General features: G+C 61.7%; 11 protein-coding genes. 1 reads left to right on the forward strand and 10 read right to left on the reverse strand.

Annotated features, from left to right (window positions below; all coding sequences use genetic code 11):
- Positions 1–82 precede the first annotated feature (82 nt).
- The 3 genes from AB4Y32_RS29415 to AB4Y32_RS29425 form a co-directional block, all read right to left on the reverse strand.
- Complete coding sequence (locus tag AB4Y32_RS29415) at positions 83–1,084, reverse strand: hypothetical protein (protein WP_368724687.1); 1,002 nt, start codon at positions 1,082–1,084, stop codon at positions 83–85.
- Between the two features lie 18 nt (positions 1,085–1,102).
- Positions 1,103–3,787, reverse strand: coding sequence for a DEAD/DEAH box helicase (locus AB4Y32_RS29420; RefSeq protein WP_368724688.1), 2,685 nt, complete (start codon positions 3,785–3,787; stop codon positions 1,103–1,105).
- A 236-nt stretch (positions 3,788–4,023) separates the two neighbouring features.
- The gene (locus AB4Y32_RS29425) at positions 4,024–5,043 is read right to left on the reverse strand and encodes a YecA family protein (protein ID WP_368724689.1); all 1,020 of its coding nucleotides are present in this window, start codon (positions 5,041–5,043) and stop codon (positions 4,024–4,026) included.
- Between the two features lie 642 nt (positions 5,044–5,685).
- On the opposite strand from AB4Y32_RS29425, the gene AB4Y32_RS29430 reads away from it, so the two are divergent.
- The gene (locus tag AB4Y32_RS29430) at positions 5,686–5,868 is read left to right on the forward strand and encodes a hypothetical protein (RefSeq protein ID WP_368724690.1); all 183 of its coding nucleotides are present in this window, start codon (positions 5,686–5,688) and stop codon (positions 5,866–5,868) included.
- 597 nt (positions 5,869–6,465) lie between these two features.
- On the opposite strand, the gene AB4Y32_RS29435 is transcribed toward AB4Y32_RS29430, so the two are convergent.
- The 7 genes from AB4Y32_RS29435 to AB4Y32_RS29465 form a co-directional block, all read right to left on the reverse strand.
- Complete coding sequence (locus AB4Y32_RS29435) at positions 6,466–6,684, reverse strand: TolC family protein (protein WP_368724737.1); 219 nt, start codon at positions 6,682–6,684, stop codon at positions 6,466–6,468.
- Positions 6,603–7,382 (reverse strand): TolC family protein, encoded by a 780-nt coding sequence (locus AB4Y32_RS29440; protein ID WP_368724691.1) that lies wholly within the window; start codon positions 7,380–7,382, stop codon positions 6,603–6,605. Before AB4Y32_RS29440 ends, AB4Y32_RS29435 begins: the two co-directional genes overlap by 82 nt.
- A 257-nt stretch (positions 7,383–7,639) precedes the next feature.
- On the reverse strand, positions 7,640–7,807 hold the full coding sequence (locus AB4Y32_RS29445) for a hypothetical protein (protein ID WP_368724692.1): 168 nt from the start codon (positions 7,805–7,807) through the stop codon (positions 7,640–7,642).
- A 21-nt stretch (positions 7,808–7,828) separates the two neighbouring features.
- Entirely contained in the window at positions 7,829–9,892 is a 2,064-nt protein-coding gene (locus AB4Y32_RS29450) for a DUF4157 domain-containing protein (protein WP_368724693.1), read from the reverse strand.
- Positions 9,889–11,724, reverse strand: a complete 1,836-nt coding sequence (locus AB4Y32_RS29455; RefSeq protein ID WP_368724694.1) for a methyltransferase domain-containing protein — start codon at positions 11,722–11,724, stop codon at positions 9,889–9,891. The genes AB4Y32_RS29450 and AB4Y32_RS29455 overlap by 4 nt, the downstream gene beginning before the upstream one ends.
- A 15-nt stretch (positions 11,725–11,739) precedes the next feature.
- A complete protein-coding gene (locus AB4Y32_RS29460; RefSeq protein ID WP_368724695.1) occupies positions 11,740–12,783 on the reverse strand; it encodes a glycosyltransferase family 9 protein in 1,044 nt (347 codons plus the stop codon).
- Complete coding sequence (locus AB4Y32_RS29465) at positions 12,780–15,980, reverse strand: DUF6519 domain-containing protein (protein WP_368724696.1); 3,201 nt, start codon at positions 15,978–15,980, stop codon at positions 12,780–12,782. The genes AB4Y32_RS29460 and AB4Y32_RS29465 overlap by 4 nt, the downstream gene beginning before the upstream one ends.
- Positions 15,981–15,991 lie beyond the last annotated feature (11 nt).

A 15,991-nucleotide genomic window follows, 5' to 3' on the forward strand; every position in this document is an offset into this window, starting at 1 on the left:
AGTGGAGGTCAGCGTGCGCCAGGCGGATTCGATGGTGGACAGGTCAGCATGGTCCGCAGCCGGTGAAACGCGGGACGAAAGATCACCCGCGGCGTTTCGCGGATTTCGACGTAGTACGCGGACGTGCAGCGGGCTTTTGAGACGCGACCGAACGGTTCGTCTTCGACGTGCCGGGATCGGTGTTGCCCTTGGGCTTTTTCACGGCGGCGGGGCTGGACTTCGCGGTCGGCGTCGCGACCTTGCCTTTCGGTGCCGATTTCACGGTCACGGACGGCTTCGTCGTGGTCAAAGCAGAGTTTCTCGCTTGCGATGTAGATGGTTTGCGCGTGCGGTTGCCTCGGACCGTGTCGGCATCTGCAAAGGGTTCCGTGTCAATGTCGATACCGAACACATCGCCCAGAACTGCATTGTCGAGCAGCTTGCCGGACGCCGGGGAAGCTTTTCCCGCACCGGACAAATTCGCGCTTGTGTTATTGACGAGATCGGTGGGGTCAACGCCACGTAACGTAAAGAGCAATTCGGGCTGCTGGTCGAGCCGTGCGCCGATGCCATAGAGTACTGCTGCGACGTGCTTGCACATCACCGCCCAATCCAGACAGTTGCAACCGAATTTGATATCTTTCGGTGCGGGGAAAAGCCCGGTGCCGGGCTTGCAGATGCGGCCCATCACCGCAGCCGATAGCTTACCCAGCAGCAATTCGACCATGGAGTCAATCGACGACGCACAATCGGCGCTCAACGCGCGCCACTGCTTTGCTGGACAGGCGGCGACATCAATTGCGATCTCATACAGGCTTGAACCCATCACCTGCGCATGGATCTTGCCCTTTGTAATCTGCAGATCGATCACCGAACCATTGCGCACGTAGGTGCGCCCCCTTGGCAGGCGGCTATCGTAGTCGCTGTAATGCTCCAGATTATCGCACCACGCTTTGCCCCAGAAAGTCTTCGCAATGGCCCCGCGATACGGTGCGATCGGTGACAGGGCCTTGCCAGCCCTGGTCGCTCTGGCGACCAGCTGCTCCGCTTTTTTTCGCCGCTCGGCCACCGGGACGTAAGGTTTCCATCCACCGTAGCTAGCCATCAGCGTTCCTCTCCATGATCAGTTTTCCTGCGCGGAATGAATATCGAGCTTGACAAGATCAAGCAGCTCCTGGTCACTCATCTCGGTCAGCTGCAGTTCCGCACTGCGTTCAAGCATATCGTTCACCAACTGCTGCTTCGATTCGATCAACTGGTCAATCCGATCCTCGACCGTACCCTGGCAAACAAACTTGTGCACCAGAACATTCTTGCGCTGGCCAATGCGAAACGCCCGATCGGTCGCCTGATTCTCTACGGCCGGATTCCACCAACGGTCGAAGTGAATCACGTGAGGCGCCGCTGTGAGATTCAGCCCCGATCCTCCCGCTTTGAGCGACAGCACGAAGAACGGTGTTGATTCGTCTTCCTGGAATTGCCTGACCAGTTCGCGCCGTTTGCCTACGGGCGTGCCGCCATGGAGAATCAATCCCTCCCGGCCGAAAAGGGATCCCAGGAACGCGGCAAGTGGCTCGGTGGTTTCGCGGAACTGGGTGAACACCAGTACCTTTTCCTGCTTCGCCGCGATCACGTCGACCAGTTCCCGCAGGCGGCCAAACTTGCCGCTGGCTTCGGGACTCCACGCCGCGTCGCCAAGCCACTGGGACGGATGGTTGCATATCTGTTTGAAACGCATCAGGTAGCTTAAAACGATGCCTTTGCGTTCAATACCGTCGGCGCCATCGAGCGCCGCCGCCAGGTCCTTGACCGCGCGTTCGTACAACGCGGCCTGGACGGGGCTCAGGTGGCACCACGCCTTGAGTTCGGTTTTTTCGGGGAGATCGGCGATCACACGCCTGTCGGTTTTCAGACGGCGCAAGATGTAGGGTCGCACAAGCGTGCGAAGCGGACCGAAATGCTCGCTTTTCGCCAAACGTCGGGTGAGACCGGCAAATTCCTTCGCCGAGCCCAGCAGGCCTGGATGCGTGAAATCAAAAATGGACCACAGATCCGACAGGCGGTTTTCCACCGGGGTGCCCGTCAGGGCGATATGTGACTGGGCCCGAAGCTTCTTTACCTGTTTCGTCTGCCTGGCGCCGGGATTTTTGATCGCCTGGGCCTCGTCGACAATCGCGATGCGCCACTGGATCGTTTCCAGGCCGGGTTGACGCAGCAGCGAACCGAAACTGGTAATGACGAGGTCTGTCTGCGCGAGCTGCGCGTCGTTCAGTGCACGTAGTTCTTCTGCAGGCATCACGGACGGGTGAGCCACCAGCACGCGCAGGCCGGGTGCGAAGCGCTCAGCTTCCGCTGCCCAGTTTGCCAGCAAGGACGCAGGCGCGACCAGCAGGCTCGGGCGCGAGTCGGCCTGTTCGCGCTTCAGGATCAATAGCAGGGAGAGTACCTGCATCGTCTTTCCGAGGCCCATGTCGTCGGCCAGACACGCGCCCAGCCCGAGCCGGCAGAGCAGGTATAGCCATCGTACGCCGGCTTGCTGATAGGGCCGTAGCTGGGCTCTCAGGTCGGGGCCCGGATCGACCTGCGCCAACCCTTCCGGTTGGCGCAAATGCCCAAGCGTCTCTGCCAGCCAGTCTCCTGCAACAACCTGTGCCCAGTCGCGTTCGTCGGAGCCTTCAGCTTCATCGCCTGATACACCCGCCAGCAGACGCAAGGCATCGTTCAACGGCAGTCCCGATTGCGCTGCCTTTTCCAGACTCTGAAAGCGCTGGAGTACGTGGCCGAGTTTTTTCGTGTCGACTTCGATCCAGCGCCCACGAATCCACTGGAGACCGTCGGCCCCCTTGAGCAGACGCCGGATCTCGGCGGGACTTAACGGCTCGCCATCGAGCGACACCTCCATTCTGAAGTCGAGCAGCGCATCCTTGCCGAGGAGCGACGGGGACTGTGTTCCAACGCTGGCCTTGACCGCGGGGCGCGCCGGGCGGCCCGTCACCCAGGTAGCCGGTAGCCGGACCATGATTCCGGCAGATTCCAGAGCGGGCAAATCGCAGAGAAGACGGTAAGCGTCAGCCGGCATCCAGCGCAACGGGTGGTATATTTCGCGCGAATCGAGCATCGCACGAAGCCAGTCGCAGCGTTCAGCGGCGCGCTGAACCGGCATCAGGAGGGAGAGCAGCTTCGCCTTGTTGCGCGCACCGGAAAATTCCTCGAGCGCCCGCGAAAGCGGTTGATGCTGTGTCTTGCCATGGGCCGATATCCGCGCTGCGTAAGTTGCCAGGAAGGCGAAAGGGGCTTCAGGATCCTTGCGGTTTTCGGCAAGGTTGAAGTGAACTCGGCCCACAAGATTCCACGCAGGGTGACGCGACTTGAGAAATGCCTGAAGCGACTCCCCTGTGCGTGCCAGTTCATCCCTTAAAGCGACGTCGATTTCGCCCCACAGTGCCGCGAGGACATCCGACGTGAGATATTCGGCACCCGTCATGGGCGGTGCATCTTCGATCAGTCTTTCGAAGTCCTCTGTGTCCGGTTGAGAGACCGTGGCCTCCTCGCGTTCTGACGTGGTGCATAAAGACGTGACATAGCGGGCGCCAAAGTCGCGCCACCATGCCCACGCAGGCGGCAGCGCACGCCCTATGGTTGCGCTCCCCAGATAAAGCAGCCCATGACCCGTGCCACGCCCGAAGGCGGTGCCTACAATTGGCGCTACGTCATCTGGCAAGGGAGGCGCATCGACGTCCGGCGCGGCAAGGAGATGGCCTGCCGGTGTGATTTTGGGCGCGAGACAATCGCTATCGGTCAAAGACATGGATGGTCGATGGGGAAAGTCCCGGGTTCGAATGCAGGCGGCAAATAGCCTCGCGTGCAGATCACGTAATATCTTGCGTCCCGGGAAAAACTGCTACTCCTGATCATGGTGCTGGCTTCCGGCAGCATGTTGTACGGCATTGCCGGGTGACGCTTCTGTCCGCGCCGCACACAAGGTTTGACCCGCAGGCTGCGGCGACCGGACCTATACTCGGGGCGCAGACGGTTCAAGAGCGGTCAGTGCTTCGTCACGTGCTCCGGTACGCCTGCTGTTACCGATGCAATGCCGTGCGAGTTGATGGTGTACAACGCTTCTGCCAGCGCGGCTCCGTCGGTCGGAAACGGGTCGTCCCAGACTGTTGATGTTCCGTGCGAGTCGATGATTTCCAGGATCCAGCCGTCGCGGCTGTCGTTTCCGGCCCGATAGATGTGCACATCGACAGACGTACCTTCGCGAGTGACGCCCGTAGACAGCGGGGACAATGCAAGCGGGTGAAACGCAACGTCCGTCGTCCGGCCGAGCGAATCAACAAGGAACAGGTCTTCGGACCCGTTCCCATCTTGCGCGTCCAGATCGCTGCGTCCGGCATGCTTGCCCGTCCTGCCTTTCGGCCTTGGAACCGCCCGGATCATGCTCGGCCGCTCACCCTGTTCCATCAGTTTTCGGCGCTCCTCACCCCAGTATCGATGGATATTGAGCGCTGCGGCCGTGAGCAGGTTTGCGAATGACCGACGTTGCTCGACCGTGTAATCCCGCTGCCCCAGTTCATGGTATCCGGAGGCTGTTCCAAACAGCAGGATGGCAGTGAACCACTCGGGGTGCCGTTCGATCAGCGGCTCCCAGGCCGCCCGATCGATGTCGATGCCCTTGCAATAGCCCTCGCACCACTCGTCGAGGACGACAATCTCTTCACCCTTCCACCCGGCCGTGTGCAGCGGGGGTTCGAACAGATCGGGACAGTTATTCAGGGTGTTGTTGATGTCGTTCCAGTATTGGATGATCAGTCCGGTCATCTTGCGTGCCCGACCGGCTGATAAAAATCTCGGCTGACGTGTTGCGTGCCTTGCATCCCAAATCCATGGAAGTATCGTGCCCGGCATGACCATGCTCGGTCCAGAGATGACGGCGGTCAGAAAGCCGTGCAACATGACGGCGTCCATCGCATCGTCGCAAACGGCATTGCTCGAAAGAAAGCGTTCGAGCACACCAAACTCTTCATCCATCAGCGGATCGTCGAATTCGGGATCGAGATTCATGATATTCCCACGGTGGTACACGGTAGACGCGATGCTGATCGCCTGTGTATGTCGCTGTCGCCGACATGCCACTCGATGCAGCGCTTGCACGCAACCATTTCGGCGGGCGCCGGGAGGCCAACATTTTACCCGATGGGGTGACGTGCAAATCGGCTACCGGTCGGAAGGCGATGAATTTTTTCGCGCGCATATCACTAACCCTTGTTATCGTTTGCGAAAGCGCCTCCCCCATTGTTCGGGCACTTATAACATGCCGATGCCAGTCACCGGCTTCCACCCTCTTTCCCCGATGCGCCGTCAGTGTCCGCCGTGCGTGCCGGATACGCAGACATGGACTTCGCGCGCGGCAGTCAAGTGCCATTGACCGCTCCCACCCGGAAGATACCAAGGAGGCGCGCGGCGCACTTTGACGCATCCTTCGGCAATTCGCGAACACGTGTGTATTCTTCGACGGCAGGGTATGTCGAATGGACTGACGATGACAAGCCAAAGATATTACATAGGAATCCTACACAAATATTGTTATTCCTTTTATGTCAAACCGATGAGGCGCGTTCGCTATCGCACAATCGCCTGTTGCAAGAACGCGAAGCCCGGCTCACTCTTGATTCTTCGTCCACTCTGACATGGGAGCTCCGGATCATGAGTAAGAACCCACCCACCCTTATCACTTTTACCCCCGAAGAGCTACGCGAACACGACCTCGACGTCGCTATGGAGGCTCAGCAAATCGTCGCCGGCCATCTTGTTCACAACTTCAATGACATGAAGCCGGCCCAAATGGTGCGGCGGCGAGGGAAAAAGGGAAAGATGTGCTCCCCCTGAGTCGGGACGAAATGGGCATGGCGCTCGATGCCGTTCGCGCTCAACGTGAAGCTAAGGCACTCAGGGTCGACAACAAATAACGAATCCACCGGCGAAGAAAAATCCCGCGCGGGACGAAACGCGCCGCGCTTGCCGTCAGCGAGCGATGCTTGCCGCTACACTTTCGACTGGGAGATCACACGCAACGTCGTCCATACGTCGGGACCTGGTACGAGTTACAAAAGCCATCCAGAACGAACCTCAGAACCTCACAGGCGTCCGGAAACAGATCACGGACATTGCGCAACGATTTCAAATTTTCGCCACCGCCATTTCCCTACGCATCGCCAGATCGGTGGCTCGCAACGCTTCATACGGTGGGTGTTGGCCCTCTGGAGAGAAGGCGTAACCGTACACCCTTGCGCCTTCAATCGGGCGGGTGAGGTTTTCGCGAATCCGCACGGCATCCCCAGGCGATCACCTCCACGCCAGGGACGCGAGTGTAGTGCATCATCACATCATCAGGTGCCTGAACTGCCCCGAAGGTTCTGATGGATGAAGAGAATCTGCATGGCTTTTCCCCGTCGTGGATGCGCGCTGTCGTGTCGATCGCCTGTCTCAATCGCCTTCTACCCGGCGCAGCTCCGGGATACCCAGCCGGCCGATCTTCGCGGCCAGTTGCAGTCTTGCGGCCCGCCAGTCGGTGAGTGCCTGAATGCGTTGCCGGCTGGCATCAGATAACGACGACTGCGCGTTCAGCAGTTCGAGAATGTTGCCGACACCTGCGTTATACCGATGCCTCGCGGCGCCGAATGATTGACGAGCGATCTGAAGCAGCGAGGCTGTGTTCTGGAGATTCTGGGTGTCTGTCTGCAGGGACTGGCGAGCTGTGCCCGGGCGGTTAACACACTCGGATGACTACGCTCGGCCTCATCGATCAGCTCCGCAACGGATTCCTTAAACTCGCTGTCCGGTGTCACGCCTTCGTCAACGGACGGGACCACGATTGCCCGCGCAGGATTCAGGTTCATATCTGAGGCCAGCGTTCCGAGTGCGGTCTGCAGCTCGCCTTCCGCCTTCGCCCGGTTGTACGTCGCCTGCGCATAGGACGTCTGCGCCTGTAGCTGGTCGGTGATTGCTGCCACGCCGTGCCGAACACGCGCTGACGCCGCAACAAAGCTGTCGTGCGCGGTCTGCTCCGTTTCCTCAGCGGCCGCAAGCTTGCCGGCTGCGGCCTGAGCCGCGTAGTAGTCTGCCGCGACCCTCGAGAACGTATCCTGTAGCGTCGCGTCCTGGTTCGCACGGGCTGCTTCGAGCAGTTGCTGCGCATTGCGCAATGCCGCCTTTCTGCCGCCGAAATCGAATAGCACCCAGTTCAGCGAAACGGTGCCGGTCTGGATCGTACTGCGGTTGGCCGAGCTGAGCGCCGGATGTCCGCTCACATCTGTCACCTGGTCATCGCGTACACCTTGCCACGAGGCCGTGACAGACGGGAGGTACGCCGCCGTCGCGGTACCGACGCTGGCGGCCTGCACATCAGCGGTTCACTCACGTTCGTCTCTTTGACTCCCACCTGCCGGGCTTAACCCCGACTTTTCCAACAACGCTCACCACGGGGGCTCTTTACCCACGCAGCTTGTGGCGGTTTGAAGCCTGCTCCTGCAAGCCGACTTCGAGGGGCCGTCCCTCATCTTCGGTAAAGCATCGCAAGCATCGGTCAGTCGACGCTCGCGTTCTTGGCACATACTGCACGTAAATCAAGGTCACCCCTACTATCGTATCGAAACTGATCTCACGTCCAGGTCTTGCGTACATTGCCGGCGCTTCGCGCCGTGATCGCACTCGTCGATGCCATACGGATCACGTCGCAAATCACGCCATCATTTCGCACCGCACATCTTGCCACGTCCGCCACTTCCTGCATCATCGGCTCCATCAACGGAAAATCGATGAAATCCATCCAGAAACCCACAACCACCTGTCATCGTTCGACTAGGACGACGTTGAACATTTTCTGCTCCTTAGCCGAGAGCATCGTCGAACGGTAGCGCGCGATATCACGAAAAAGTTCGAGGTCGTTCGTTTCCCAGCGAACGCCCGTGAGGCCGTTTTCTTGAGCGAACCGCAATTGCTTAAGCAACTTTGCCTGCTCCTTCTCTGGGAACACTGCAAAAGTACGACCTTTCGCCGCACCACCCAACTTAGTGACCACATCGGGTTCCTGCTCTGGTGGGATTTCGAGCCCTGAACGTAGACCACGCATCTTGGTGTCGACCACGACGCCCGCCTGGTCTATATCGTCGAGCTGAATAGGTGTTCCGTCACGCATTTTTGCAATCCACGAACGCTCACCGGAACCCGTGTAGATTGATTCCTCGAACAACCCTGGTTCAGCCAGGTTGCGCTTGATGGGCCCTAGTTCTGCTTCCTGCAGCTTTGGAAAACGCTTGACCAAGTTATTCCGGTACTGCAGTGCCGCTGCATCTTTTGCAAGCGGTGATACCTTTGTTCCTTGTGAGGCTCCTTTTTCGAGATTCGAGGGATGAATTTTTGGGGGTTTAAGGTCCGAGACTGTAGCCGGAGACGTTCGGATCGAGGAAACCTTTCTCGACTCCATGATATTAGGCGCCGGCCCCTGAACGCCACGACCGACGCCCGCTGCGATCTTTTCGCCACCTGCCTCCAGTGCTTCTGACTCCGCAAACAGGGCTGCAAGTGCATCGAAGGCCTCGATCGCCTTGTTCGCAAGACCCTCAAAAATTTTAAGCGCGCCCTTGACGGCATTGCGCAGGAGCGAGACCACCTCTGACGCCATCCCCTTGATCCATTCGAAGACTTCCACGGCTTTCCCGGCTACGAACTCAGCCGCCTTTCCGAGGAAGCTAGCACCCTTGGAAACCAGGTTGCCGATCGCGTCGCTGAAAACCAGCAAAAGGACCTGGGCAACCAATGCGCCGATCACCTCTCCGATGCCCCGCCCCATGCTGAAAAAATCCTTCTCGAGAAAGTCGAAGATGGCGTGTGCCGCCTTGGCGCCAAGATCGCGTGCCTTGTCGAGGGCGAGTTGCATGAGACTGTCGAGAAAACCGGCGACCTTCTGGATCGTCCCCTTTGGATCCGCAATGAAGTCGATCAACGACTGATTGAACTGAACCTCCAGATCGCGAAACTTGTCCATTAGAACCGCTATCTTCCGTTGACGATCGGGACTCGCGGCCACGCCGGGGGGCGACCATTTGGCCGCCCATTCAAGCGCGGACCAGCCGAGCTTGACGGCGCCAATGATCCCCTTGACCAGATCGGTAATCGGACTGACTAGCCCCAACACGAATCCGACGAGATACCCTCCATGAAACGCGATGGCATTCGTAGGCACGAGCAGCATGGCCAGGTGGCTTTTTGCCGCGTCCGCGCGACCCGACTTCACATCCGCTTGCAGCCCTCCGACAAAGCCCTCCAGCACAGCCTTGATGAAAGGCCAGGCCGTATCGCCGAAAATCCGCTTGCCCACCGAGTCAGCGAACGGGCCGCCAATCGAGTATTGCGCGTCGTCCGGCGCGCACTGGATCCGCTGGAGGGGCAAGGACTCCACGCAGGGATCGAGAATCTTGCGCGCCTCACGCTCATGCGAGGAGCCGGGCGAATCCAGTTCCGGCATCTCCGCCGGGCGCGCAAAACGCTGCTGTGCCACATGTTTCAACTCATGCTGGAGCAACAACTCGCCGGCGAGCGAGGCCGGCGCATAGCGGTTAGAGCCGAACACGATGTCGTTGCCGAGGGTAAATGCCGCCGCCTTCAGCGACGCGGCCGCTCCCGCCGCGCGATCGTCGGCATGAATGCGGACTTGACTAAAACTACGGCCGAACCGGACCGCTGCGTCCCGCTCCACCTGGAGCGGCAAGGGCATGCCGGGACTGCGCGCGACCTCCACCGCACGCGAGATCGCTGTCGCGGACGTCACAGTCGATTGGCCGATATGATGGTCCGACGGCCTGGAACGCGGGCTTTCCTTCGTTTTAGCTTGATAGACGGTCGATGCAATCACAGTCTCACCTTCTCCTTCGCGATCGCTATGCCGCCGACGGTCATACCGTCAGGAATGCCGAGCACGCGGTCATCGCGTATGTTTGCGATACTGGTTGCGAGGGCTGCTTCGCCGAATCCGACGGATCCTAGCCCCAATGCTGCGACGGTGGCGTCGAGCCGCTCCGGGTCGAAGATTTCACGGCGCAAACCGTCCTCGAACCGTTCCGGTGCCGCCGCAAAATCGAATGTCAGGACCAGCAACCCACCGGGCTTCAGCACACGCAGCGCTTCCTTCAACGCGTATTGCTTGTAGACGATATGCTCGACGACCGACACGCTCAACACCACGTCGAAACACGCATCCTCCGCCGGCAGGTTATAGACCGACGCAAACTGCGCGCTGATGCCTTCGTTGCCCGCCCATATTAGATATCGCCGTTCGACATCGACGTCCCCTCCGTCATCCCACAGGTAGTCGATATCGTACACACTGACCCGATGTCCGAGCCTCGCGAGATACGGTGCCAGCGCGCCTCGCCCGCCCCCTATATCGGCAATCACGAGATCGCTGCGGTTCGCGCCGAAGCGCCGCTCGATCTGCTGATGGGCGTAAAGGTATTCCCATTGCTTGGAAGCGTGAATGTACATGCCGACGTCCGCACGCCGTGCGTGCGCCGAGATCGGCACTGGCGGTATCCCGAGTTGCGCAAACATGTTTTCGAGCACCGCGGCGCGTTCATTGCGAAGCGCGCTGTCGTATAAGCGCGCATCAGCCAGCGTATAGCGCGAGCGTTGCGCCGCCCGCGCCGCCAGGATCGGCAGCGCGTGGCGCTCGACCAGCTCCGGCGCGAGCGCCGCCATGCAGGCGGGCTGGGCGAGTCCGCGCGGACAGCGGCTTAGCCAATCCGGCGTCGACCACCAGCAGCCGCCGCATGAACCCGCATCCAAATTGATGTTGCCGGGATAGCCGTAATAGGCCGCCAGCGTCGGCCCGAACAGCACGACGGACTGCGTACGCAGCGCGCTCGCCATGTGGACGAGGCCCGAGTCGGTATCGATATGGAGCAGCGCATGCTTCAGTACCCACGCGGCTTCATGAAGGTCGGTTCGCTGCACGAGGTCGACATCGACACCCGGAATATGCCGGCTCTTGCAGCCGCCGATCTGCACCACGCCCACCCCCGGAGCATTCGCCTTCAAACGCTCGACGAGGCGTGCCCAGTATTCGACGGGCCAGCACTTGGTGGCTTGACCGGGTTGCGAGCCATGCAGGTTGTCGAAGCCGTCGTGCAGCGTCACATAGGGCCTGTGCTGCCCGTTAAGAAGCGTATCCACCAGCGTCAGCCGAGCCGGGTCCGGCGCGAGAAACGTACCGGTCGCCGCGTCGATCGGCAGATTGCCGAGGAAGCCCAGATTGGCGACCACGTTGCGGCCCTGCTGCGCGGATAACCTGCCCCACAAGCCGTCAAGCAGCGGCAACCGGTCGAACAGGCCGCGATATTGCGCGAGCCGCTGGTCGGCTTCGTCCGCGATCTTCAGCAGCGCCGGGCACAACCGCTCGATGTTGGCCCGTTTTTGGATTTCGTAGCGGACGAACTGCGCGACAAAGACGACGACGTCGTACCTATGCCGCGCGCCCTGCAGGGCCGACAGCGGATAGACACCGTGGACGAAGCGCGCCGCGTTGAAAACGAAGCGCGCCACGTCGGGCGAGTGATAGTAAACGTCGATGCCGGGATGCCCGACAGCCGCGAACAGATGCTGGACGAAACGCGCCGAGACGATCACGTCGCCAATACCGCCGCTCAGATAGATCGCGACGGCAAGCTTGCGATTGTCTACGAAGGCCATTGCGTCGCTCCCCGTTCAAACTGCAGCGTACGCCGCGCCGGTCACGAGGGCGTTGCACGCCTCGCGCTGCTGCGCGGACAACGCGCTGATCGCACCGCCCTCGAAGTAGAGATCGATCGCGCGAATCACATCGCCCGCGGTGACCAGCTCCATGCAACGCGGCAGCTGCCCGACGACATCGATGCACAGGTTCTCCGGGCGATCGTTCTGCGAGTGGTCGCCAAGCGGACGCACGCGCGACTTCCAGCAGCCGCCGTCGTCGCAGCACTTGAGGGCGCCGGCGCGATGCAAGTATTGATGATGCGGATACGCCTCCCAATGCGGCGGCTCCCGGCCGCCGGCCACCACCACGCATGGCCGGTTCTTTGGCATGCCTCTTTTCACCTCCACGGCGGCGGCGAGGTGCATCAGCAACGTGACCGGACAGAGCACGCCTTGCGCGTGATGGACAAGCCGGATCAGTTGCCGCAGATCCGTCTTGCCGCGCAGATCGATCGTGTTGCGCAACGGCGGATGCTGATGACCGGCCTCGCCCACCTGGACGAACTGAATCCGGCCGGCGAAATGATCGACTACGGCCTGATAGCGCTCGGGGGACCACCACTTGATCGTGAAATCGCGCTTGCCGCCGCAGACGACGATCCAGAAAGGCACCGGTTGGTGCACCAGCTCTTCGATCTGCGAGATCCACGCCTTCTCGCGCGCAGCCAGATGGATGTCGCCGCAAAAGCGGGTTGGCCGGATCGCGAGACCGAGCTGCCGGTTCAGATAGTCGATGAAGCCGTGCAGGAAGTGATACGGCGCGTGGTTGCTCTGGTGGATCAACGGATAGTGGCAGTCGTACACCTTAACGTCGCGATCCTGCTCGCGCAGCGGCGTCAGGTGTGGATTGTTCTCCCAGATCGCCGGACACGGCGTGCGCACGTCAGTCGCGAACTCGCCGGGATAAGCGGCATGCAGATCGCGCACCGCCGCCGTGAGCATCACGATGTCGCCCGGCGATTGAAAGTTGCGCAGGATCAGCTTCTTCATCGTCGTTCCCGCAATTGCCGCGCTCATCCACGCACGTTATCGACCTTCATGCAGGTCGGTGCATCGACTGGGTTGCCCACGCTTTCGAGCAGGTTATCCGCGACGAGCCATAGCTGCGGGGGCGGCTCATTCGAGACGTAGTTCTGCGGACCGGGACCGCCCTGATCGTTCTTTTTGCCCGGCGCCACCACCCGCACGACGCGGATGCCGGTCGTAAAGCGCGTCATATGGTTGTGGCGGATGATCATTTTCTTGCCCGCGTAGCCCCATACGCGGATGCCGTCCGTCACGAGATCGGCTTGAGCAGGCATGGTCAGGTTCGCGCGGTTGTTCTCGATCTGTAGCGACGTGCAGTTGCCCACGAAGATCGCGTAGCGCGCGGCAGCGTGACCGAGTACCGGATCGATCAGCACCTGGATTTCGTTGTCGCGGATCGTTACGCTGCCGGCCATGTCGGGGGGCGTCGCGCCCGGCCCCGCGTCGAAATGGCTGACGCCGACTGCGACACCCTGCATGAAGCCATCGATCGTGTTGCGGGTCACATTGAGCGTCGTGCATACCTGCCCGCCGACCACGATGCCCGCGCGTCCCGACGAGATCTGGTTGTTCTCGAAGAAGCGGACGATGTCGCGGAATCCGGAAAACTGCGCCTGCGCGGCGGGGCTGGTCAACAAGGTCGACGCCGCCTGTTTGACGAAGGTGAGAAGATCGCGGCTCGTTGCGAATTCCTTCGGCGCGTTGCTGTCGACGTAGGTCTGCCAGACCCCCTTCAACTGCGCAGGCGTGTTGAAACTGATCGTCGCGGCACCGACGTTGATGTGCGTGTTCGGCAGACGCGAGAGCGCGCCTGCAATCGGCGAGATCGCACCGGTCGCGGCGGCGGGTTCGACCGGCGCGGCCGGTGCGACGCCAGCCGCAGTGGCCTCGGGCGCGACCTTGGCGATGCTCTTGCTGGCCCTCTTCCGTGCGACGGCGACGGTCTTCTTCGCGGTCGGCCGGGTGGGCGGCGAAGTCGACGAACTCGACGAAGACGAGCTCGACGAAGACGAACCGACGCCCGGCGTCCCCGCACTGCCGACCAGCACGCGCTGGACGAGCTTGCGATATAGCCCGCTTTGCAATGCGGTCCGAAACAACACCGGCTTGCTGTGGGCGCCAAGCAGCTCGTTACCGTCGATGTACGCTTTCTGCACGTTCACCAGCACCATGCCGTACTGCATCTGGCCGACCGACATCCGGGTGTTCGACACCCGCACCGTGCCCGCGTCGGTAGTCGTGTTCGACACTTTCAGACAGGCCGCGCCCGCTCTCAGCGCGCCCGCGCACGTGAGGGCCGCGGCATCGACGTTGACCAGCGCACAGTCGTCGAATTCGAGCGCGCCGCCGATGCTGTCGCCTACCCCATCGAGCTGGGTCGTTGCGCGCGAGGCCATCACGCTCAGGTCGCGCACGATCACGCTCGCGCAGTTCTTGAAGCGAAGCACCACTTCGAGCTGCTGTCCGACGAGCTTCGTGCCGAACCCCGCGCCCGTTACCTTGACATTGCCGGTCGTGGTGATCGCGACGGTCTGGGTTGTGTCAAACTCGCCCGCCGCGAAGCAGATCTCGGCGTCGGCGGCACTGTCGCGCGCGAACAGCGAAGCCAGTTGCGCAGTCCAGTTCGAGCCGGGCTGCAGCGTGATCGTGCACGGGCATTGCGAGGTCTCGAGCCCGGTCAGCGGCGGGAAGAACAGCCGGCAGTCGGTGACCGCGCTGGCGCCTTGCGGCGGCACGAAGGCAAAGCCGTCATACGCAACGATACCGAGCTTGCAGTAGTGGTGAACGACGCCGCGCGGCGGTTGCGGCAGCGGATTGCCGCCCGCGTCCTCGGGCCATTCGATCGTGCCCGTCAGCTGTTGCGCGTTAGCCGTGCGGGCCGGAATTAGCCAGTAGTCGCCAACCGCGTACTGGCCGTTCGAAAACTGCACCTGCACGCCGTTCTCCAGATCGATCGGCGTGCCGTCGACGATCGCGACGCCCGCCGCTGTCGCATTCTGCGTCTGGTCCCAGCGCCGCAGCTTTGGATGCAGCGTGAGATCGAGCGGCTGCGTCGGCGCGTTTTGCAGCGTGACGGTCATCTGCGCGTCGCTGGTCGCCGCGACCTGCAGCAGCTCGCCGCGTCCGGACAGGAACTCGGCGCGATCGTCGATCAGCTCGACCCAGTCGCCGGGCGCGACGCCCAGCGACGCATCGCGGCCGGTCGAGCTCACGTATAGCGTCCTGCCGCTGAGCGTCCCGGAGGCCGGCTGGCCCGGCGCTGGCGCGATGCCGAGCACCACCGAGCCGTTCTCGCGCGACCACTTGAAGGTCGCGCTGCCGTAGCCGCCCGCGCGCTGGATCTCGACGCGGTACAACTGGTTTTCGAGGCTGCGGTAGCCGCTTTCGGGCGGCAGCGTGCATGGCGTCGGATCGACCGCGGGGGCGCTCGTGAGCGCGCTCAGCTGGCCGGTCGAGCGTTGCGGCCAGGGTGGTCCAATGTCGTTGCACACGGGAGCATTGCCGAACCTGCGGGTGTCGATCGCAGCGAGCCGTACCTGCCAGACGAGCTGCGAGCGCAAGCACGTGTCCGGGCCGCCGAGCGCGATCTCCTGAATCGATGGATCGTCGATCGGCGTTACCACGCGCTCCCATACGTCGAGATAGGCCGCATAGACGCCAGCTCCCGCGAGGCCGGCGGGACCGGCGTCGCCGGCGAGCGGCAAATACGGCTGCGTGAGCAGCGTGGTATCGGCGTCGTTGACGACCAGAATGCCGTCAACATAGATACGTCCGTGCGCGATCGTCAGATCGTTGCCCGGCAGCGGCACAAAACCCGATGAGCTGCTCGACGAGGAGCCGCCCACGCTCGATCCGCTGCTGGAACTGCCGACGCTACTCAGGCTGCTCAGGCTGCTGAAACTACTGAAACTACTGAAGCTGCTGACACTGCTGAAGCTCCCCGACGAGCTGCTGCCGGGAGGCGCGCCGATGCCCAGCGCGAAGCCACCCGCGTACCCGGGCGCAAGCGACGTCTCCGGCACGCCGGCCGGCCCGATCACGTCGGACATCGTGCGCTCGGCGGTGGCGAGATCGATCGATACCTGTTCGTTCTCGTCGGCGTCGAGCACGACTCTGCCCTGCTGATGCAGCACGCGCCGATAGTGCTTGCGCGGGTCGAACGTGTCGCGACTCCGATCGGCCTTCATGACAGTCTCCT

It is taken from the genome of Paraburkholderia phymatum (assembly GCF_040965635.1).
In the GTDB taxonomy this organism is placed as follows: Bacteria; Pseudomonadota; Gammaproteobacteria; order Burkholderiales; family Burkholderiaceae; genus Paraburkholderia; species Paraburkholderia phymatum_B.